Origin of the sequence: Sphingomonas sp. PP-CE-3A-406 (genome assembly GCF_003688625.1) — a bacterium.
Classification (GTDB): domain Bacteria; phylum Pseudomonadota; class Alphaproteobacteria; order Sphingomonadales; family Sphingomonadaceae; genus Sphingomonas.
This window is the reverse complement of sequence record NZ_RCWY01000001.1, coordinates 39,722-60,505: the sequence shown is the minus strand read 5'-3', so window position 1 is coordinate 60,505 and position 20,784 is coordinate 39,722. Positions and strand designations below refer to the sequence as shown.

The window sequence follows — 20,784 nt, the reverse complement described above, 5'->3', positions numbered from 1 at the left end:
GACACGGTTCTTGCCAGCCAATGATCCGCCCCCGTTTCGTTACGTCAGGGCACACGGTGCGCCACTAGGAAACACTTGCGGTTATTGCGCCCGCGAGGCTTTCAGACAATAACTTTCTTCGCACGCGCAGTTTTGAAGGCGATTTGGATTGAACGACAGCGACGATGACGACCTGTCGTTCGATCCCCGAAGCTGGGATATAGGCCGACCAACTGCGCCGCCCGTGCCGTCGCCCAGGTCGACGCCCCAGTCCCCGTCGTTCGATCCGCGAAGCTGGGGGAAAAGCGATCCTCGGCCCGCGCCGGAACAACAGCCAACGTCGCCGACGCCACCGTCGCCAGCGCCGGCGCACGCCTTCCCCAAGGCGGTAGCGCAGCTCGGTCCGGCGATCCTGGCGGGTGTCGCCATCGCGTCGGGCGGTGCGGTCTGGGCCATGCTGGATCGCCAGCCCGCAGCGGGACCGCAATCAGTCGCAGCAACCACGGCGTCCGCGAGTCCCACAGCGGTTGCCGCCAGTCGTCGCATCCTCACCGTCGCCGGTGCCGACGCGATCGGCCCGAGCCTCGTCGCGGCAGGGGTCGACGCGACCGAAGCCAACGACGCCGCGACGCGCGCGCGCGGCCCGCTGGGTGCGGGGAGCGACGACGTCCGCCTCGTGTTCGATATCGAGTCCGGCCATCTCGTCCATCTCGACGCCACCCGCGAAGACGGCGCGGGGATCGCGTTGGCGCGCGGTGCTGGCGGCTTCACGCAGCAGATCCTGTCCGCGCATCTGGTCCAGCGGCTGACGATCGTCCGCGGCGAGCTCGATGCGCGCGATTTCTACAGCGCGGCGGTCGCGGCGGGGATCAACGACACGCTGGTCAGCGACTTCGCCAACGCCTTCGCGTTCGATTTCGATCTCCAGCGCGAAGTCGCGCCCGGTGACATCTTCGAGGCGGGGTTCGAACAGCGCTACAATGCGGCGGGAAACCCGGTCGGCGTCCCGGTCCTCGTCTACGCCTCGCTCGAGACCGCCGCGAAATCGCGCGCGCTCTACCGGTTCACTCCGCCGGGGCAGAAGGATGCGCCGGGGCAGAAGGATGCGCCGGGCCAAAAGGGTCCGGCCGGGCCCAAATGGTACGATGCCAACGGTCGCAGCACGGTCCGCACGCTGATGCGGACGCCGATCGACGGCGCGCGGATATCCTCGCCGTTCGGTATGCGCGAACACCCCGTGCTGGGCTTCATGAAACTGCACCGCGGCACCGATTTTGCCGCGCCGACGGGCACACCGATCTTCGCCTCGGGCGACGCGGTGGTCGAGTTCGCCGGCTTGAAGGGGCCGAACGGCAACTTCGTGAAGCTGCGCCACGACAATGGCTGGGAGACGCTCTACCTCCACATGAACCGGATCCTGCCCGGCATCATCGTGGGCGCACGCGTCGTGCAAGGGCGGCAGATCGGCGAGGTCGGCACCACCGGGCGCTCGACCGGGCCGCATCTCCACTATGAGGTGCATATCGATGGCCAACCGACCGACCCGCTCGCGCTCCAGATGGGTAAGAGCAGCGAGACCCTGACCGGTGCGGCGCTGAAGGCGTTCGACGCCCTGCGCGACCGCGTCGATGCCCGTCGAAGCGCCGCCAACTGACGCTCAGGCCCAACTGAGGCTCAGGATCGTGTGGGACGATTTCGCAAAAGCAGGACTAGCGGCACCAGCAGCGAGAGGAGGCCGATCGTCATCGCGACGCTCGCATTCAGCCCCGCGTCGGATCCGCCCCATAATGCCTTGCCCACCAGATCGTAGTCGACCAGCGCGCCATAGCCGCCGATACCCGGGTTGGGATCGAGCCCGAACCCGAGCTGCTCCGCACCATTCCACGCCATATGCGCGCCGATCGCGCCGGCAAGCCCGCCACCGCGCGCCGCCAGCAATCCGAACACCAGCCCGCCGACAAACAGGTTGAGCAGTTCGATCGGTCCGCGCAGGCCGCCCGCCACATGGAGCAGCGCAAAACCGATCGCGACCACCGGCACCGCGATCCGCGTACCCCAGGCGGTCGCGACCAGCGGTTGCAGCCAGCCGCGAAAATAGGTTTCCTCCGCAGTGACCTGGACCAGGACGACGACCGCCCCGATCGCCAGCGGCGCGATCGGCAGCGGCGCGCCCGCACCTCGAACGAGCGTTCCTGCGATCGCCGCGTAGCCGATCGCGAGCAACAGGCCGCCGAAACCGATCGCCGCACCCTGCGCGAGCCTTGCTCCCGGACGCGTGCCAAGGTTCAACGTCGGGATTCCCGTCAATCGGCCGCCGACGATCGCCATCACGAGGAGCGGCACGAAGATCGCCAACGTGAACACGGTCTCGCCGTAGACCCCGTCCGCCCCGATCACCCCTGACGCAGCAATCAGCTGGGGCCCGAGACCGACGACCAGCGCGGCCGCCGCCAAACCGGCAATCGCCGTCGCCGCCACGTTCACGGGCGAGCCTTTCGCTGCACCCGGAACGCTCATCGCTGGGCGGTGACGATCGGCGCGCGCACCGGTTGGCCAAGCGGTTGCCCCGCCGGCTGCGACAACATCGTCTTGCTCCCGTCGCCGACGAGGAAATACGGCGCCCAGTAGAACGGGTGCGAATAGGTCGGCTGGCGGATCAGATCGCGCTGTGCATCCTGGAGCGCGCCCCCGATCGTCTTGGTCCGTGCCGCGCCATAGAACACCTTGATGAACTCCTCGCTCTCGCGCTCCGCCGAGACTTGCCAATAGGTGGCGAGCACCGATCGCGCATTCGCGGTCAGGAACGCACGGACCAATCCTTCGAGCGTCGAGCCCGACTCCTCCTGACCGGACCGGCGCGCGAGTTCCTGATCGCGGACGCCGCTCGCGGTATCGCAGGCCGACAGCACGACGAGGTTCGCGTCGAGATGCAGCCCGGCGATCTCCGAGAAGCTCAGCAGGCCGTCCGACTCCGCATCGCCGAACGACGTGACCAGCGCGGGCGGCGACATCGCACAGCCCCATTGCCCTTCCTCAAGACCATGCGTCGCGAAGTGCAGCACCTCATACTGGTCGAGATCGGCGCGTGCCTCGACGCCGGTATCGCTGAACGCCGCGCCGGTCATCTGCGGCGCGCCCGGCACGCCCAGCGCATCGGACGCGACGGTCAGTTCGTGATCGCTGATCGGCTTGATCGCCTGCGACAGCATCCCGAGCTGGCCGGCGCCGACCGTACAGCCGAAGCCGACCTTGATCATCCGCCCCGCCTCGCCGAGTCCGAACGCGGTCGGACGGTGCTGGCCGAACCCGAGAAACGGATTGTGCGCACGCGACGGCGGCAACGCGCGCGCCACCAGGAACGATCGCGGCGACAGCGCCGTCGAGATCGCGGTGTCCGCCGCGAGGAACGCAGTGCGCGAGAAATCGAACGGTGTCTCGCGCACCGCCGCCTTGTCATAGCGCTTGACGAGCACACCCGCGGGCAGCCGTTCGAGCGGCCCCGACGGATCGACGACGAGCGCCCGTGCCGATGCCAGGATCGGCTCGGCCGGCCCCGCGACCAGGCGGAACAGCGCATAGGCGGCCGCGTCGTCGAACGGCACGAGCTTGCCCTGCGACAACGCCCCGTCGATCGACCCGCGAACCTGCGACGCCAGTGCGTCGACCGCCTGCTTCGACGCAGCGTCGGCTGCGATCGCGTAGATATAGGTCCGGTCCGCGCTCACGATCATGCCGTAGATCCGGCGATTGAGCGTCGTCAGCTTCAGGAACACCTCGCCGGGCTTCAAAGCCGCGCGCACCGCCTCGATCGTGACCGGCTGATCGTCGACCGTCCGATAACGCGGATCGCTGGCGAGCTTCGCCTCGACGTCGAGCAGCCGTTGCTCGGCGGCGGCGCGCGCGGCGCCCAGATCGCTCGACGGGGTTTTCACGCCGGCGTTGGCCCCGGGCACGGCCACATCACTCGATTTCGCCGAGATCGCATAGCGAAGCCGCGTGACCTCGCGCTCCAGCTCGCCGCGTTCGCGGACCAGCGCACCGGTGGCAGGGTCGGCGGTCACCACCGTCTGCAGCTGGCTGACCTGTCGTGCGATCGCCGGCTCGCCGGTCGCCTGCACCGCACGGAAGAACCGGGCGAACGTATCCGCCTGCGGCGTGGTCGCGGCCTCCCGGACCAGCAGGTCGAGATATTCCTCCATGCCGTTCGACGTCGCCAGCGTGTCGACATCTGCATCGATCATCGCGTCGATCGCGTGGGCATATTCGGTCCGCACCGCCGCCCGCGGTGCGCTGGTGCGCGCGAACAGGCTGGCGCGTTCCAGTTCGGCCTGCGCGATCGCGGGCTCGGCACCGGTCCCGCCGGTCGCCAGCGCGCCGCGCTTTAGGTTGACCAGCGCGGAATCGAACGCATCGAGCGCCGCCCCCGACTTGCCTGCCCGCGCGAGCAGGCGCGCGCGCTGCCGCTCGATCCGCGCGCTCAGCCACAGGATTTGCGACGGATTGATCCGCTCGTTCTCGAGCGGGCGATAGGACCGCGCCGCCGCATCGATCGCGGCGAGCGCCCCCGCATCGTCGCCCAGCGCGAGCCGTGCGACGCTGAGCGCCCACTTCGCCTGGATATCGAGCACCAGCTGCGCCAGGTCGGCGGTATCGGGTACCGCGATCGCGCTGACCGCATCGGCAGCATTCGAGCGCGGCTGGTTCAACTGACGCAGCGTCGCCGGATCCAGCAGCGGATCCTTCGCGGCAACCGCCGCACCGGTCGACTGGCTCAGCATGTCGGCGGCTTCGCGGAAAGCGTGCCGGTTGATCAGGTCGAGGGCGCGGTACGCATCGCGCTTGCGCATCAGGAACAGCGACCGGTTGGCCGGCGACGCCGCCATGACCGCATCGGCCTCGTCGAAATGCTCCTTGGCCGCGTCGTTGAAGCGGATGTTCGAATCGGCCAGCCCCGCCTCAAGCAACAAGTCGACGCGCATCGCCGGATCGGCGGTGGTCGATACGCGGCTGAGCGCGTCGTTCAGAACGCGCGACGCTTCGACATGGAGGCCACGGTGGTTGAAGCCGATGCCCTCGCCGAGTGCGGTCGCGGGATCGAACACGCCTGCGGTGGTCGTGGTCGACGCCCCCGACGATGTCGTGCGCCCCGGCGCGACCCCCGCGAGATCGATCGTCGGCGCGATCGGCCGCATCGCGTCCGCGCTCGGCCGCTTCGTGCCCGCCAGAATCGCAACCGCTTCCTCAAGCTGCCCGAGCAGCGACGGCGGCGCATCCGCGACCAGCATCGTCTCGCCCACCGGCATGTCGATCCGGATCGTCGCGGTCCCCAGCGCGCGGTCGTTGCAGCGCCTGACCTGCACCGCACCGGCCGCGATCGTCATCGGCGACACCGGTCCGCAGTCGAGCACCGCATCGATCGGCGTCATCGCCGCCGGGGTTGCCGGGACGATGCGGATGCTGCCGACCGGACGACTGGCGGTGACGCCGCGACAGGTGATGGCATAGGCCCGCGCGAACGGATCGGGCACGGCAGGATCGGACCAGTTGCGCGATGCGACGCAAGGCTCGCCGCTCGGGTTGCGACCGAGGGTGACGACGTCCGGCCGGTCAGGCGCGCGCACCGTCGCACACGATGCCAACAACATGGCAACGCTCGTCAGAGCGGCGCCCGCCACAAGACGCGGGCGCGCCATCGATCGGATCACTTGCACGACTCCTTCTTGCCGGCGACGCAGCCATCGGTATCGGGCTTCGGCGCCAGTGCCGCCAGCCCGGTCAGCAGTTCCTCGTTCGAGCCCCCGACGAGTGGATCGAACGGCACCGTCAGATCGGCGACCGATCCGAACAGATCGGCCTGACTCGCGGAGAACACCTGCAAGGTCGGCTGGATCACGATGGCGGTGAGGCAACCCGCGCCCGATCCCACGACGCAGCCGTTGATCCGGGTGGCAGAGACGTTGGCGTTCCCCAGCGCCACGGCGTCCGGCCCCAACAGCGCCGCCGCGGTAGCGCCGACGCCGTTGATCGTGCCGAACGCGGCAAAGGTGTTGGATGCGGTGGTCGGGCGCAGGCTGAGCGCCGGATTGACCGGTGCGGTGGGGGTGCCGCCCAGGACGATACCCGTGTTGGTGCGCGCGACGCCGGTATTCTGGAACAGCGCATAGTCGCCGTAGCGTACCGTCAGGCTGCGTGCCGAAACCGTCGTCGGGGCCGACGGATCATAGGTGCCGCCGCCGAGATTGGCGTTGTAGAGCGCCGAATTGGCGTTCCCTACCAGTCCTGCGACGACCTGCGTGACGGTGGCATCGTCGTTCAGCAGGTTGAGGAACCCCGCGCCGAGCCCGACCGCGATCCGGTTGCCGCGCAGATCCAGATCGGCGGTATCGAACAACAGGCGCCCGCCCGCCGTGCTCGTCGCCGCAACGTGGATCGCGGACGCGGTATCGGTCTCCGACGTGGTCGTGCCACCGAACCGGAACATCCGCCCCGCCCCTGCACCACTGACGACGCCATCGATCGTCATCCGCCCGGTCCCCAGCACGTCGACCGTGCGGCGGCCCGCATCGGCGCCGAACGCCAGCGTGCCGATCTCGACCGCGCCCGTGCCTTGCCGGAAAGTCAGCGCATCGGCCTCGACCAGCTTGATCTCGGCATCGGACAATTGGAAGCCATCCGCGGCGGTGCCGTCGCCGAGCCGCAGCGCGCTGGTATCGCCCGTACGGTTCTCGAACCCGACCGCGGCGGCGCGCTGAATACCCGATAGACGGGCGTCGCTGGCCTTGATCGTCAGGCTAGGCCCCGCGATCATCTGGCCGAGCGTCGCGGTCCCGACCGCGTCGATCGTCGCGGCACCGCTGGTGCGGCTCGCCGCGAGCGACACATCGCCACCGCCGGTCACCGACAGCGCGCCACCGGTGTCGATTGCGCCCGTCGCCAACGCGGCCCCCGCCTTCAGACTGGTATCGCCACCGGCCCTCAGCGCCTGCGCGGTCAGCCCGTTGGTCGCGGTCAGCGACAGCGTACTTCCCGCGGTTGCGTCGCCCACCGTCAACGCGGTGCGCGCCTGCACCAGCAACGCACGGGCGGCACTCAGCCCGCCCGACACCCGAACATCGGTACCGCCGATCGTCGCATCGCCTGCCGAGGTCGCCCCCGCCAGCGTCACCGCGCGGTCGCCGGTCACGGTGAGATCGCCGACGGTGCTCGCCAACGTCGCGCCGGCCCCGGTGCGCCCACCGATATCGCCCGCCGCCTTGAGCGTGAGGGCGCTCGCGGTCGCCGTGTCGAGCCGGATACCGCCGCCGGTCGCCGTAATCGTGCCAGCACCCTTTGCGCCAAACTCACCGATAGCCACCGCACCGCTCGCCGTGGCTGTTGCCGCGCCGCCAGCGACAAGCCGGGTGATGGCAATGTCGCCCGCGCGCGCCGTCGCCGTCACGTCGCCCGTGTCGGACGTCAGCCCAGCCAGCGTAACCGCCTGCCCGGCCACCGACGCCGCGCCGTTCACCGCGTAGGTGCCACCTGAAAGGCCGCCCCCTGCATCCACCGCCAGTGCGCCCGCTGTCAGGCCATTCACCGTAACCGCGCCGGTTCCGGTCAGCGTCGCCAAGCCCCCGGCCGTCACTCGGCCGATCGCCAGGTCGCCGCCGGTCGCGCTGGCGGTCAGCGATCCCTGCGTCGTCGTGACCCCGGTCAGCGCGATCGACCGCCCGGTCAGCGATGCCATACCCGTCGTCGTGAAGTCGCCACCCGACAGCGCACCGCCCCCCGTGGCGGTCAGCGTATTCGCCGTCAGGCCGCCGATCGCGATCGTACCGGGTGCGGTGAGTGTTGCGCCGCCCCCTGCAGCGAGCTGATCGATCGCAATGCCGTCCCGTCGAGCCGTCGCAGTGATGCTCCCGGTCTCGGACGTGAGACCGGCAAGCCGGATCGATTGCCCGGCAACCGACGTCGCGTCCTTGATGGCATAGGTTCCCCCAATCACCGTACCGCCCGCGTCGAGCGTCAGCGCGTTCGCCGTGATCGATCGGACACCGATCGCACCGGGTGCGGTGAGCGTCGCGGTGCTACCCGCCGCGACCGTGGCGATCGCGATATCGCCGGTGCGCGCAGCCGCGCTGGTCGACCCGACGCTGGCGGTGAGGCTGGTCAATCCGATACTGCCCGCCGCCACGCTGTTATCCCCGCGCGACGCGTACGCACCACCCGCCAGCACGTCGCTTGCGTCCACCGCGAAGGTATCCGCGGTGATCGACCCGACCCTGATCGCGCCTGCCGCCGTCGACAATTGCGTCGCCTGCGTCGTCGTAACAGCATCGATCGCGAGATCGCCCGCCGACAGAGCGATTCCCAGATTCGCCGCGCGGATCGTACCGGCCGTGAACGCCGCGTCATTGGCAAACAGCGTCGAGACCGAACGGCTGCCATCCGCGGCCGTGGCGATGCCGCCGACGAGCCCGGCATCGATATCGCCGAGCGTCACGGTCTTGCCCGATCCCGCGCGCAACCCCAGCGCGCCACTGTTGCGGACGGAAATGCGCGAGCCGAGCAGGTCGATCGCGCCCGCCGCATCGAGCAACATCGCATCGCCCGCGACGCCGTTGCCGCTGTTCGCGATCAACACAAGCCTATCGCCTGCGCCGATATTGCCACTGGTGGCGGTGATCGCGATACGGCCGCCCGCTTCCTGCGTGACGTTGCGCCCCAGCAAGACCGTCCCGCCGGTGACCAGATAATTGCCCCCCGCCAGGATCGCGCCGGGCGATGCGGCGACGCCTGCCGCGCTCAACACGATGTCGCCGCTCGCGGAGCCGCTGTCGAGCCGCGCATCGCCGGCCGTCGAGGCCAGGTTGGCGCTGCCGCCCGACACTGTGACCGCCCCCACCGACAGGTCGTCGCCGCGCGCGAGCGCGCCGATCCCGGTGACGGCGGTCAGATCGCCGGTCACGAGCTTTCCCGACACGGCCTGGAGCGTTATCGCGCCGGTGGCACTGGTCAGATCGCCGACCCGGAGCGAGCCGCCGATCAGGTCGATCGCGCCGGTGCTCCGGATCGCGCCGCCGGTGATCGCACCGCCCGAGTTTGCCGTGACCGAAAGTCCGCGGATGCCGCCGAACGACAACCTGTCGGTGCTGGTCAGCGTGACCGCATCGCTCGCGTCGATCAGGCCGCCGACCGAGACTGCGCCCGACGCGCGGAGGTCGACCAACCCGGCCTTGATCCCGTTGCGGATAGTGAGATCGCCGCTGTCCGCAAACAGCTTGACGAGGTTGGTACCGACACTGATCGAACCGATCTCGATCGTATCCGCGCGCAACGAGACCGGACCGCCGGTCACCGCGCCCAGCCGCACCGCGCGCCCACCGTCCACCGTATAGCCGCCATCGACGCCGGTATTGAGCTCGATCGTCGTGCCCGGCAGGTACCCGGTGACGTCGCCGTTGGGGGCGCTGAGCGCGAGGCTGCTGCCGGTGCTGGTGATGAACGGTGCGCGGATGTCGCGCGTCGAGGCGATCGTGACCTTGCCGACCGTGGTGAGACCGTTGACGATCAGCACATCGGCCGGATTGGTCAGCGTCGCCAGGTCAGCCGTGCCCCCGGCATCGACGCTATCGAGGCGGATCTCGCCGACCGAGTTGATCGTCAGGTTGGATTTCGTGGTGATTGCGCCGGTCGCGACCCCGCCTATGCCGTCGGTCGCGGTGATCGTCACCGGTCCGCTCGCATCGATCAGTCCCCCGGCGATACCCGTTGCGGAGGTGCCGACCGATCGAAGATCGACTGCGTTGGCATCGATCTTGCGGTAATCGATCCGCGATCCCGACACCGCCAGATCACCGCTGACCGCCGCGTTGCCGAAATTGACCCCGCCGTCCACCGCGGTGATCGCCAACCCGCCCGACGAGACCGAAACGTCGCCGAGACGGATTCCCGCCGCGCCGCCGGTGATCGACAGGCCATCGACGACTGCGATGTCGCCGGTCGTCAGCGCCCCGGTCAGCGGTTGCCCCGCATTGAAGACCAGCGATCGACCGTTGACGTCGCCGAGCGTGATCGCGTTCGCGCCGCCATCGACGGTGACCGCGCCCTGCTGTGCCAGACCACCATTGATCACGCTGTTCGCAGCGAACCCGATTCCACCGGTTGCCGACAACGCAAGCGATTGCGCCGTCCGGCCATCGCTTCCCGACGTCAGCGAAAGTCCGGACGCGCCGGTCAGCGTGCCGGCCGTCGCGGCAATCGAGACCGCGCCCACCGCCGCCTGCACGCCGCCGAGCGTGACCGACCCGCCCGAAACACGGTAATCGCCCCCTGCGGTCACCGCGCCCAGCAAGCGCGCCGCACCGACATTCGCCACGACAGTCACGGGGCCGGCCGTCGCGCTCAACGCTCCCGCGACGTCGACATCGCCACCGGTCGACGTCAGCGTCACGCCCGTGACGCCGCGTGCCGATGCGATCCGCAGATTGCCCGCTGCTACGGCGGTGACGGCGTCGGCGGTGCTGATCGCACCCGTCGTCAGGGTGGACGAGGAGGTCAACGTCACAACCCCGCCGGCGGTCAGCGCACCGGTCGCAAGCCCCGCACCAGACAGCGACAAGGGGCCGGTGAGCGTGGCGTTACCGAGCGAGAGCGCGGATGTACGCGTGAGACCGCTGGTCGCGGTATCGGTACCGACCGCGCCGAGCAGGTTGCGCGCAACGACGTTGCCAAGCGCGACGCTGCCCTCCGCGACGCCGGAGCGGATCACGACGTCAGATTGCGAGGCCGACCCGCCTCTCAGTGTCGTTCCCGGCGCGAAGGCGATCGCGCCATTCGTCGTGTCGGCGATCGCAAGCTCGAGCGCTTCGCTGCCCGCACCGTCCGAATTGGACTGCAAGGTCAGCCGGTCGAGCCCGATTATGCCCCCCGCACCCCCGCTGATCGTCACCGCGCCTCGGGCGGCCTGCGAGACGACGCCGATCGGTCCGGATCCCGTCGTTCCCAGCGAAACCGAGCCGCCGTTGACCGCATAGTTGCGTCCCGCCGTAACGGTGCCCGAGACGATCGCGGCCGATCCCCCCGCGTCGACAATGACGTCGTTGCTGCCGGTCAAACTGCCCGCCGTCGCACCGCCGCTGCCCGTCAGTCGAAGAACACCGCCGTTCGCAGTGCCGCTGGCTACCGTTACCGCGCCGTTGGCCGCGGTCGCGCTCAAGGCACCACCGGCGGTCAGGCGTACGCCGTTGGGCGCAATCCCCGCAATGCCCCCGCTCGTCGCGACGAGCGTGAGATCGCCGTTCGTGCTTGTCACGGCGTTCAGCCCCAGACTCGCGCCGGTGAGCGTTACCGTATTCGCAGCGGTAATCGCCCCGGACGAGGTGAACGCGCCACCAGCCGTTGCGGTGAGACCACCAGTTGCCCTCACCGCGCCGCCATAGGTCTGCGCGCCGCTGGTCACGACGCTGATGTCGCGTGCGCCGACCGCGCCGCCGATGGCGGTCGACTCGGCGGTCGCTGCGGTCGTTCCGATCGTCAAAATCCCACCGGCGGTCACCGCGCCTGTCACCGTGAAGGCGCCATCGCGTGCGATCGTAATGTCGCTGGACGCTCCCCGGCTGACGAGGCCGCTCGACACCGTCGTTGCGCCACTCCCGTTCAGCGCGATGTCACCGCTCGCATCGACTGCCGCCAGGCCCATCGCGCCGGTACCGTTCAGCGTAACGGCGCCCCCTGATGTCAGCACGCCGGCGGTCAAGCTGCCTCCCGAACTCAGCGACAACGCCGACCGCGTGGTCACATCGCCAAGGTCCAGCGGGCCGCCGACCGACAGCCCGTTGGTATAGGCGCCACCGCCGACTGCGCCGAGCAGACCGCGTGCCGACACGTCCCCGAGCGATATCGCGTTGCCCGCGACCCCGACGCCGATTCGGACGTCGGAGTCGAGGTTAGGACCGCCCTCGATCGACGAGCCCTTGGCGAAGACGATATCACCGCCTGCCGCGCCAGCCGTCGACAGCGTCATCAAGTTGTTGCCCGCGCCATTCGCGTTGGCGCGAAGCGTCAGTCCAGCGCCGCCGGACAAGGTCCCATTGGTTGAGGTAATGTCGACCACGTCGACCGCCGACTGCACGACCGACGTCGAGCGCCCCAGCGTGACGCCGGTCCCGGCGACGCGGTAGTCATTGCCTGCCGTGACCGCGCCCGCCACGCTGGCGAGCCCCCCAGCGTTGACGACGACGTCGCCGCCCGACCGCAGCGTGCCGGTCAGCGCCACCGCACCGTTCGCGGTCAGCGTCACATCGTCATTGATCGCACGCCATGCGCCGGACCCGCCGATGCCGACCACACCGCCGGTCTCGGTCGCCGTGCTGCCCACGGTCACGCCGTTACCGCTGCGCCCCGCCGACAGCACGATGCCGTTGTCGCCGTTCGAGGCGCTGGTGACGGATGCATCGACACTGAGCAGGGCATCGGTGACGTTGGCCTTGGAGGCGAGCGCGAACACGACGTTCCGGCCGCTGACCGACCCGGTCACGAGCTGGCTGGTGCCGGCGACCGACGTTCCCTTGTCCAACGTCACCGACAAGGGACTGCCGGCGGCGTAGTTCAGCGTCACCTCGGTCGCGGTAACGAAGGCGACATCCTGATTGCCCGCGATCAGCGTGCCGGCCGAGGTGATCTTGGGCGCGACCATGATCAGCCCGCGGTTGCCGCTCGACAGCGTGATCGTCGCGCCCGACTGGACGAGGATATCGCCGGCGGTGCCACCTCCTTTGCCGAGGCCGTAGCTGCCGCCGAGATCGTTACCGGCGAGAAAATTCGCCTGATCGGGCTTCAACGTCGTCAGCACGAGCGACCCGGTGTTGATCTCGGCGCCCGATCCGACGAGGATGCCGTTGGGATTGAAGACCCAGACCGCGACGTTCGTATCGGACTTGAGCGTGCCGAGGATCTGCGTGACGGCCGCCGATCCCGATACGTCGCGGTTGAGTACGGCGATGTTGCGCGCAAGCGCCACCCCCCGACCGTCGGTGAACTCCGCCGTCGCTCCCGTCGGCACATTGAAGCCGTTCCAGTCGATCACCGTGCTGGTGGCCTTGAGATCGACCGACAAGGTCGAGCCCGAGCGCGTGACGGTCGGGTTGCCGCCGCCGGGCGACGGAATCACCGCCCTCACGTCGCTCGGCCTGGGCAGCGCCTGTGCCCATCCGACCGCGGGTACACAGCCGCTTGCGAGCACGGTGCTGATCGCCAGCGTGCGGCGGATATGGCGACGGTATAATGGGATGGACATCGAAGGCTCCCCTAAACTCGGTACGGCGCGCGGGTCAGCGCGTCTTGTCGCGGAATTGCGCGGTCAACGACACCAGCACGCGGTTGGGCGGGCGCTTCTCGTCCAGCTTCAAAACCCGATCCAGCGGATGCGCATACATCACCTCGAGCACCAGCAGCCCCGGCAACGAGAAGCGGGCGCCCCCGCCATAGCTGCGATAGGTGCGCTTCGGCTCTATCGCATTGCGATCGAGATTGCGCAGATAGACGTGGTCGTAGAAACCGAACAGCTGCGTCCCGAGGCCGGTGATCAACGGCAGTTCGGCGCGGACTTCGCCGCGACCGCCGACCGCACGATCGCCGGTGCTCACGCCCGGATCGTAGCCGCGACCGATCGTCAGATTGCCGACCGAGAATTCCTCGTAGTTCAGCAGCGGGTCGTTCGTCCATTGCGCCTGGCCTTGGCCGGCCAGACTGAAGATAGGACCGACCCCGATCACCGTGTCGACCGTACCACGCACCACCAGCGCGCGCGAATTACCGTCGATCCGCGAGGTCAGCCGACCGTTTGCAAAGCCGATATCACTCGATCCGAGCACATCGACGCCCTTGCGGACCTGCAGCGAACTGGCGATCGAGAATGCGGTCGCGCCGTCGTACCGCACCGTGCGATAGTCGCCATCGATACCGATAAAGCCGATCCGCAGCTTATCGAGAGTCAACGGCACCGACCCACCCTCCGTCCGCACAACCGAGCGCTGATCGACATAGTCGAAGCCGCCTGTCGCACGCAGGTTGGTCCGCAACGACCGGATCAGCGGTCGTGCCAGATCGAACCCGGTGATCAGCGTATTGGTCCGCAGGTCGAGTGCACCGAGGTCGGGACGCGACCATGCGTAGGTGAAGCGCGCGCCCAGCGTCGTGCCGTTGCGATCGAGACCCATGATGTGCCCCGCTTGCACGACGCGCTGTTCCTTGAAGTCCGCGGTCGACGACACGCCGACATAGGTGACGTCGGACAGCCCGGTCAGCCCATAGATCTCGGCCCGCGCATAGCCCGTCTCACGCCCGGTCAGCCGACTATTCTGGTTCTGCACGTTGGCGATCACCGCGAACCGGCGGAACGCGAGCGACAATTCGCCGATCACCTCGCCCTGTCGCGTTCCTGCCGGACGTAGCGACAACTGCACCTCGAGCCCCGGGATATCGCCCGCGAGCAGCAACAGCCGCTCGGCCTTCTTCTCGTTCAGCGGATCGAGCGCCTGGATCTGCGCGATCCGCTCGCGCAGGATCGAATCATACGGCCCGGCCGATCCACGCACGCGAACTTCGACGATGCGCGCGGTCACGACCTGCAAATGCAACGTTCCGCCCGTGATCTCCTGTGCGGGGATCTGCACCGACGCTACCCAGCCCGCATGTCGCAGCGCGGCGTTGGCACGGTCGCGTAGCGCGCAGACGACGCTGATCGGCTGCTCGCCCTGCGGCACGTCGATGCCGGCGACCGCTTCGGCGATCTCGGGTTGCAACGCGCCGCCATCCGGCCGCACGAAGCTTAGCGTGGTCAGCGTGACCTTGAGCGACGACGTCTCGAACGGACAGGCGGGCTGTTCCAGCGCACGGCTCGAATCGACGCTGACCGCCGATTCCTGGCGCGTGTCAGGTGCGGGTGGAGTGACTTCCTGACGAGAAGGCAGAACTACTTGCGCTGCAACAGGCTGCGCAAGAAGCGCCCCCCCTGCAACGCCAGCCATCATAAGCACGTATGAACGCCATACTTTCGATGTCATCAATCCCCCGCGCGTTGCCGATAACGACGTGCGATTTGCAGACAGACGAACTGTCGCTCTCCTTTGGGGATACGCACGACGCCTTGAAAGGCCCGGCGGACCATGACGACATTTTTACGCCATGCATAGATGCGAAGTCGCTGTGATCTTTCGAAGACTATGGTTAACCTCAAAAAACTTGTAAAATCGGCTGGAGATCATTCGCTTTCGATCTATTGTAGTCGCCGCACGACCGGGCCCGTTGCAGGCTGGCCCACCCGCTGCATTGAGGTGCAAGCCTGTGGAATTGGGTAGTATCCACGACCAGGAGACAGGAAGGATGGCGATGTTACGCGTTGGAAGCCGTGGCGAGGACGTCCGAAATCTACAGACGCTGTTGCGCCAGTACGACCCGCAACTCGGCGCCGATGGCGTCTTCGGTCCGCAGACCGAGCGCGCGGTGCGGCTGGGTCAGCGGCGTAACGGGCTCTATCCCCCCGACGGCATCGCCGGCCCGATGACGATGGGCGTCTTGACCGGCAACGGTGCCGGCTACGCCAGCCCGGCGCGCGCCATCCCCGCCGGCACACCGACGCGCACCGTCGCGATTCCTGGAACCCGTTCCGCCGCCTTCCAGAAGGCGCAGACCGCAGCCAGCGCGGCAAGTGTCGGCAAGGGCGATCCCGGGCCCCTGAAAGCCGCCGTCGAGCCCGCCCGCGAACGCGCCCGCACCGCCGCGATGCCGGCGGGCACGGCCAGCCCGGTGTCGAGCATGCACATGTCTCGAGAAGGCCGGCGCTTCATCGTCGAACATGAGTCGCAACGCGGCGTCAGCAATCGGCTGCATCACCCGACCGCCGGCAGCGGCGTGACGATCGGACCCGGCTACGACATGAAGGATCGCTCCAGTGCGGAGGTTCAATCGGATCTGACCGCAATCGGCGTACCGATCGAGGCCGCGAAGACCGCCGCGGCGGGTGCAGGCCGATCGGGCGCGCCGGCGACGCAATTTGTGAAGGACAACAAGTCCGTCATCAACATTTCGATCGACCAGGAAGCCTTGCTGCTGCGCCGGATCGTCGGGTCATACGAGGACCGCGTCAAGCGTGCGATCAAGGTACCGCTGCATCAGCATGAATTCGATGCGCTCGTATCCTATGCATACAACCCCGGCGGCGGCTGGTCCAAGACCACCAAACTGGTCAACGAGGGCAAGCTTCACGACGCGATGGTCGAGATCAAGCGCCACGTCTATTCCAAGGGCCAGATGGTCCGCAGTTTGGTGACCCGACGCGCTGCCGAGAGTAAGCTCTTTCTATACGGAGAATATAAGTGATGGTTTCGCGTTCTGTAATGCTGGCGCTCGCCGTCGGGCTCGCCGGATGTGGTGCGAGCGCCAATGGTTCGGCCGCAGAGAACGGCAACGCCGCGGCGTCCGTCGCGCAGCCAGCCGCCGACACGAGCACCGACGTGAACGCCAGCGGTAACATGGCCGCGCGAGAACCTTCGGCTCCGCTGCCAGCGACGGAAAATGCGTCCGAAGACGCGCCTGCGGCGCAATCGCTGGACCGGACGAATACAACGGGTGCCGGCACGATCCGCCCCGTGCTCATCCAGTTCGGAACGATCGACGGCGCGGCAATCAAGGACTTTCAGCTCCGGTCACGCTGCCAGACGGCCTTTGTCACGACCAAGGGACCCGTGGTAGTCGATTGGACGAAAGTCGGTAATTTTGCCGAGCATGACGAGGGTAACCGTGTCGTGACGCCGATCGACGACGGTCACGGATCGCACGATTTGTCTCTCCCCAAGGATACGAAGACCGCCACCGTCGGCGATGTGGCGGCGCTGGTGAACATGGGATTGTCCGGTATCGCCGATGGCTGCGCACCGAACTGATGCTGCGCTGCAGTACGGCAAGGGTTCCCACCCCTGCTGTACACCTCGATAGGCGATGCAGGCTATGGGCGAGACCACTGCCGTGATCCTGCTACGCGCCTGTGGATCGGTGCGATCGCGCGTGCAGTCACGGGGTACGTGCCGCGGACCGTTGGCAAACATTGGGCGCGAAAATTGACTGCGTCGGTTCCGGACAGCACCTACCAGAACGGCGTATCGATCCTGACGAAAGGCGGACAGCTGAACTACGAACTGTATGGCACCTATACATGACTGGATCTTGCCTACCACTCGCCGCCTCGGCGCTGATACTTTGCGCTGGCGGGAGCAACGCTAACGCAGCGACAACCAAGGCATCGATCAATGCAGAAGGTGTGAGTGATCCGACCGCTACTGCTGGTTCGCAATATACCGAAGACCAGACAAACGCGATCGGGGTGGCATCGCTGCGTCGCGAACTGATCGGGGCGGCCGCAACGCTGGATGGCCAGCCGATCACCAACGTCAAGGCAGTGTCGCGTTGCCAGACGGTGTTCACCACCAAATCCAATGCAACTGTTACCGTGCGCTGGAATAAGGTGGGCAATTTTGCCGCAACCGTAGATCACGGATCGGCGACAATTCCGATCGATGACGGTGCTGGCGTTCACAATTTCGTGTTGCCCGAACGCGATGGTTTCCGACGGGTCAACGGTACGATGGGACATCTCGCCGATACCTGTGAAAGCCACACGCAGCACGAGTAAAAAGACGACGAGCGCACGCCTAGACTGTTTGGGATGGTCCTGGGTCTACCGGGGCGGACCTCCAGATCTCGAATTCAATCCACGGGGAATGTCGATGAGCCTTCATCCTGCGGCGCGCGTCACCGACGTTTTTGGCCATGACGCGACGCTCGTCGGAATCGATACCGGGGTCGCCCTCGGCGCGTTACTTGCCGTCGGCATCATTGCATCCGGCGGGCTGACCGCGATCGCTGTTGGTGCTGCGCTCGTGACCATCGGTGCCGGCCGGATGACAGGAGCAGCAATCGGCAAAAATTTGGAGGGTCCTGTGACCGGGCAACTCCGAACAGGGTCGGTCAACGTCTTCATCAACGGATTGTCCGCGGCGATGGTCGGAGAGGCCCGCGGAGACTGCTCGCAGGACGGTGGAACTGCGCATAGGGTGGCGACGGGGTCTGCCACGGTTTTCATCAACGGCAGGCCTGCAGCGCGTGTATCGGAGACAATGGACTGTGGCGCAGTGATCCGCAGCGGCTCGTCCAACGTGTACATTGGCGGCTCAAGACTGTCGCCGATCTGCGTTTCGCTCCGCGCCGAACAGGCCAAGCTCGAACGCTTCCGAATCGATGCGCAGGCCGCAAGCGCCGCGTATGAACCACTCGAGACGAGGACGCCGCCAGAGGGATATAGAAACGCAACTGACGCAGATTTAGGTCGTCTTCGCCTGAGCGCGAAGATGCTGGAGCATCCAATTGACCGAAGGACGGGCGAACCGTCAAAATTTCGCGCAGCGGTGTTTATAGATCAAAAAACCGGCTCGCCACTCGTTGCCTACAAAGGCACGACCATGAACAGTGGAGCAGATTGGACGGTGAATGCCGAACAAGGTCTCGGCAACGAGACATTTTACTACGATCAGGCCCAATTTATCGCCCGGAAAGTTGCGACGTCACCCTCTGGTGCTGGCGCACGCTTGACTGGCCATTCGCTAGGCGGCGGCATGGCTTCTGCTGGTGCAACGGCATCCGGGCTCCCCGCCACCACGTTCAATGCTGCCGGTCTCAACGCGAAAACGGTACCGCACTCCGTCGCAGCGAACATTGATGCGGTTTATGTCAAAGGCGAGCCGGTGCGCGGTATTCAATCGCTGCCATTCTCTCCCGACTCTGCCGCGAGTAAGGATTGGCCATTGGAGCCCGCCGATCGCGCCCATCAGCTCGCGGTGTTGGCACTTATACCGCTTGGTCCACTTGCGGTCGGCGGAGGATTGGCGATACGTAACCTCCTGCTGCACAGGATGACGGCCGTCGACGCCGCACTCGCTCAGAAGCGCGCTGAAACCGAGCGTGCGTTGTCTACGAATGGGTGCTCATGATTCGACTGCTTCCCATTACCACGCTGGTCGGCTTTGCCCTTCTGGCCGCCTGCTTCAACGAGGACGCCTCAGTGAACCAAGCCGCAATCATGCCAATGCTCGGAGCCGTCATGCATTCCGACACCGACGAAGTGCGACGACTGGCCGAACACGGTATCGGTCTGGACGAACGCGAGCCAGCGGATCAATCTACGCCGATGATCGTAGCATCCGGGAGTGACCAATGGCCAGTGGTTGAAATCCTTGTAGACCATGGCGCCGACATCTGGGCGCATGACCAATTCGGTGTCACGATGGCACAAATGGCTGTCACAAGCCGTATCCTACCCGGCTCGGATGAAGACAAGGCCAGGTTGCGAGTGATCGAAAAGCTCAAGGCGCGCGGTTATCCTTTTCCGCCGCCCAATGCCGAAAGGATCCTGTCTCTCGAGAAAGACGGTAAATGGCCACCGTTGGAGGCGACACGATGACGCAGGTCCAAGGTATGACGATGGCCTGCCCCGACGGCTGGCTCGATAAGTCGATGCTGGTACTTTCGGCCGCTATGCCTGGAGCGAGCCGCGTTTCGCCGAACTTCGTAGTAACGCGCGAACTCATGCCGGAAGATCTACGCGCCCTCGCCGAAGACGCGCTCGACGCCTTCGTCGAACGGCAGATCGCGCAAATGCAGACAACGCTGCCCGGCCCGGTGAGCATTGCGCGACGGCAAGCGGCGGATGCTTCGGCGCTGCCGGAACTGCGAATCGACTGGACCGCGGATAGCATTCCACTGACCCAGTGGATTGGGTACAATCAGGCCAGCGACGGAACAGTCGTGATCGCGACCGGAACAGCCGGCAGAACCGATTTTGCCGCAGTCGAACCCGTCTTTCACGCCATGCTCCGCAGTTTTCGCATGGCGTAGCGGAATAGGTGTTCTCCGCGATCGCCGAACCTGTGCACCGGATGACCTGATCGCGGCGCGGTACCGGCGTATCACCGCCCGTCGACCGACCAATGCGGCGGATCCGACAGCAGTTTCCTGACGCCGTAGCTTGCGCCTACAGTGTGCAACGCCGCGTTGTCGTTGCCGTTGCGGGGTTGGTCGATCGGCTGTTTCGCACCAGCGGCGTCGACGACCTCGATCGGGCCCGACCAGCTGATCGTCATGTCGATCGCCAGCCCGGCGATATGGTTCGAGGTCAGCGACGGCTTGAAGCGGATCGCGAACAGCGCGACCATTTCGGCCGCCGCGGCGATCGAGCGGGTGTCGTCGCCGTGATCCCAGATGATCCCCGCCGTCGGCTCATCTGGAACATCCGCGGGGGCGACTGCCCCGTGCGACACCTGCCACGCATAATGCATCAGCCACGCGCGGATGCGGTTGCGCCGTGTCGAGGATATCCGCACGATCGTCCCCGCGTTCGCCAGCGCGGTCAGGAACTGGCTCACCTGCGCGGCGAAGGCCGGGGCGAGGTCGGCGACCCGGTCGCTGTTGGGAAACCGCGCCTGGTTGCGGCGGAACCAGTCCGCCCCGCTCAGCTTGGCGGCAGCTTCCCGCGCCCGCGCCTGTTCGCGCAACAGGTCGGACGGCGATTGCTGCGCGAGCGCTGTCGCCAGGTCGCCGCGGCTCGCGCTGCGCCCCATCACCCGCGAGGCATAGGTCCGCATCGCTCGGCTGGTCGCACCGTCGAGCACGCCATCGGTCCTGAGCGGCGTCATCCCAAGCGTGCTCGCGCGCAGGTTGAGCAGCCGCTGGAGCTCGGCGGTCTGCGCAGGCGTGGCGGCGGGTTCCCTGGCCATG

12 protein-coding genes are annotated in these 20,784 nt (G+C 67.0%); 7 read left to right on the top strand and 5 right to left on the bottom strand.

From position 1 onward, the window contains the following. Positions 1 to 148: 148 nt before the first annotated feature. On the top strand, positions 149 to 1,633 hold the full coding sequence (locus C8J44_RS00255; RefSeq protein ID WP_121902905.1) for a M23 family metallopeptidase: 1,485 nt from the start codon (positions 149 to 151) through the stop codon (positions 1,631 to 1,633). 20 nt (positions 1,634 to 1,653) lie between these two features. Here the strand turns inward: C8J44_RS00255 and C8J44_RS00250 are convergent, their stop codons facing one another. The 4 genes from C8J44_RS00250 to C8J44_RS00235 are packed head-to-tail and all read right to left on the bottom strand — an operon-like array spanning position 1,654 to position 14,987. Further along, the gene (locus tag C8J44_RS00250; RefSeq protein ID WP_183128653.1) at positions 1,654 to 2,463 is read right to left on the bottom strand and encodes a CPBP family intramembrane glutamic endopeptidase; all 810 of its coding nucleotides are present in this window, start codon (positions 2,461 to 2,463) and stop codon (positions 1,654 to 1,656) included. 29 nt (positions 2,464 to 2,492) lie between these two features. Continuing rightward, the gene (locus C8J44_RS00245; protein WP_121902903.1) at positions 2,493 to 5,684 is read right to left on the bottom strand and encodes a CHAT domain-containing protein; all 3,192 of its coding nucleotides are present in this window, start codon (positions 5,682 to 5,684) and stop codon (positions 2,493 to 2,495) included. After that, entirely contained in the window at positions 5,681 to 13,255 is a 7,575-nt protein-coding gene (locus C8J44_RS00240) for a filamentous hemagglutinin N-terminal domain-containing protein (RefSeq protein WP_121902902.1), read from the bottom strand. The genes C8J44_RS00245 and C8J44_RS00240 overlap by 4 nt, the downstream gene beginning before the upstream one ends. A gap of 34 nt (positions 13,256 to 13,289) precedes the next feature. Further along, positions 13,290 to 14,987: a ShlB/FhaC/HecB family hemolysin secretion/activation protein gene (locus tag C8J44_RS00235; protein WP_147453099.1), complete on the bottom strand. Its 1,698-nt coding sequence runs from the start codon at positions 14,985 to 14,987 to the stop codon at positions 13,290 to 13,292. A 361-nt stretch (positions 14,988 to 15,348) separates the two neighbouring features. Between C8J44_RS00235 and C8J44_RS00230 the strand changes: the two genes are divergently transcribed. The 6 genes from C8J44_RS00230 (at position 15,349) to C8J44_RS00210 (ending at position 19,905) form a co-directional block, all read left to right on the top strand. Beyond that, on the top strand, positions 15,349 to 16,338 hold the full coding sequence (locus C8J44_RS00230) for a glycoside hydrolase family protein (protein ID WP_183128652.1): 990 nt from the start codon (positions 15,349 to 15,351) through the stop codon (positions 16,336 to 16,338). Next, positions 16,338 to 16,901 (top strand): hypothetical protein, encoded by a 564-nt coding sequence (locus tag C8J44_RS00225; protein ID WP_147453098.1) that lies wholly within the window; start codon positions 16,338 to 16,340, stop codon positions 16,899 to 16,901. The genes C8J44_RS00230 and C8J44_RS00225 overlap by 1 nt, the downstream gene beginning before the upstream one ends. Before the next feature lie 374 nt (positions 16,902 to 17,275). Beyond that, complete coding sequence (locus tag C8J44_RS18355) at positions 17,276 to 17,647, top strand: hypothetical protein (protein ID WP_183128651.1); 372 nt, start codon at positions 17,276 to 17,278, stop codon at positions 17,645 to 17,647. 94 nt (positions 17,648 to 17,741) lie between these two features. Further along, positions 17,742 to 19,001 carry a PAAR domain-containing protein gene (locus C8J44_RS00220; RefSeq protein WP_183128650.1) on the top strand — a complete coding sequence of 420 codons (1,260 nt, stop codon included), beginning with the start codon at positions 17,742 to 17,744 and terminating at the stop codon, positions 18,999 to 19,001. Continuing rightward, a complete protein-coding gene (locus C8J44_RS18085) occupies positions 18,998 to 19,471 on the top strand; it encodes an ankyrin repeat domain-containing protein (RefSeq protein WP_147453097.1) in 474 nt (157 codons plus the stop codon). Before C8J44_RS00220 ends, C8J44_RS18085 begins: the two co-directional genes overlap by 4 nt. Then, complete coding sequence (locus C8J44_RS00210) at positions 19,468 to 19,905, top strand: DcrB-related protein (protein ID WP_183128649.1); 438 nt, start codon at positions 19,468 to 19,470, stop codon at positions 19,903 to 19,905. The genes C8J44_RS18085 and C8J44_RS00210 overlap by 4 nt, the downstream gene beginning before the upstream one ends. A 71-nt stretch (positions 19,906 to 19,976) precedes the next feature. On the opposite strand, the gene C8J44_RS00205 is transcribed toward C8J44_RS00210, so the two are convergent. Next, positions 19,977 to 20,783 (bottom strand): hypothetical protein, encoded by an 807-nt coding sequence (locus tag C8J44_RS00205; RefSeq protein WP_060525590.1) that lies wholly within the window; start codon positions 20,781 to 20,783, stop codon positions 19,977 to 19,979. Between the last annotated feature and the right edge of the window lies 1 nt (position 20,784).

Bases quoted from the DNA above. Each gene is read 5' to 3' on its own strand.
- C8J44_RS00210 (WP_183128649.1), top strand. From the start codon at position 19,468: ATGACGCAGGTCCAAGGTATGACGATGGCCTGCCCCGACGGCTGGCTC.
- C8J44_RS00205 (WP_060525590.1), bottom strand. From the start codon at position 20,783: ATGGCCAGGGAACCCGCCGCCACGCCTGCGCAGACCGCCGAGCTCCAG.
- C8J44_RS00225 (WP_147453098.1), top strand. From the start codon at position 16,338: ATGGTTTCGCGTTCTGTAATGCTGGCGCTCGCCGTCGGGCTCGCCGGA.
- C8J44_RS00220 (WP_183128650.1), top strand. From the start codon at position 17,742: ATGAGCCTTCATCCTGCGGCGCGCGTCACCGACGTTTTTGGCCATGAC.
- C8J44_RS18085 (WP_147453097.1), top strand. From the start codon at position 18,998: ATGATTCGACTGCTTCCCATTACCACGCTGGTCGGCTTTGCCCTTCTG.
- C8J44_RS00240 (WP_121902902.1), bottom strand. From the start codon at position 13,255: ATGTCCATCCCATTATACCGTCGCCATATCCGCCGCACGCTGGCGATC.
- C8J44_RS00235 (WP_147453099.1), bottom strand. From the start codon at position 14,987: ATGGCTGGCGTTGCAGGGGGGGCGCTTCTTGCGCAGCCTGTTGCAGCG.
- C8J44_RS00230 (WP_183128652.1), top strand. From the start codon at position 15,349: ATGTTACGCGTTGGAAGCCGTGGCGAGGACGTCCGAAATCTACAGACG.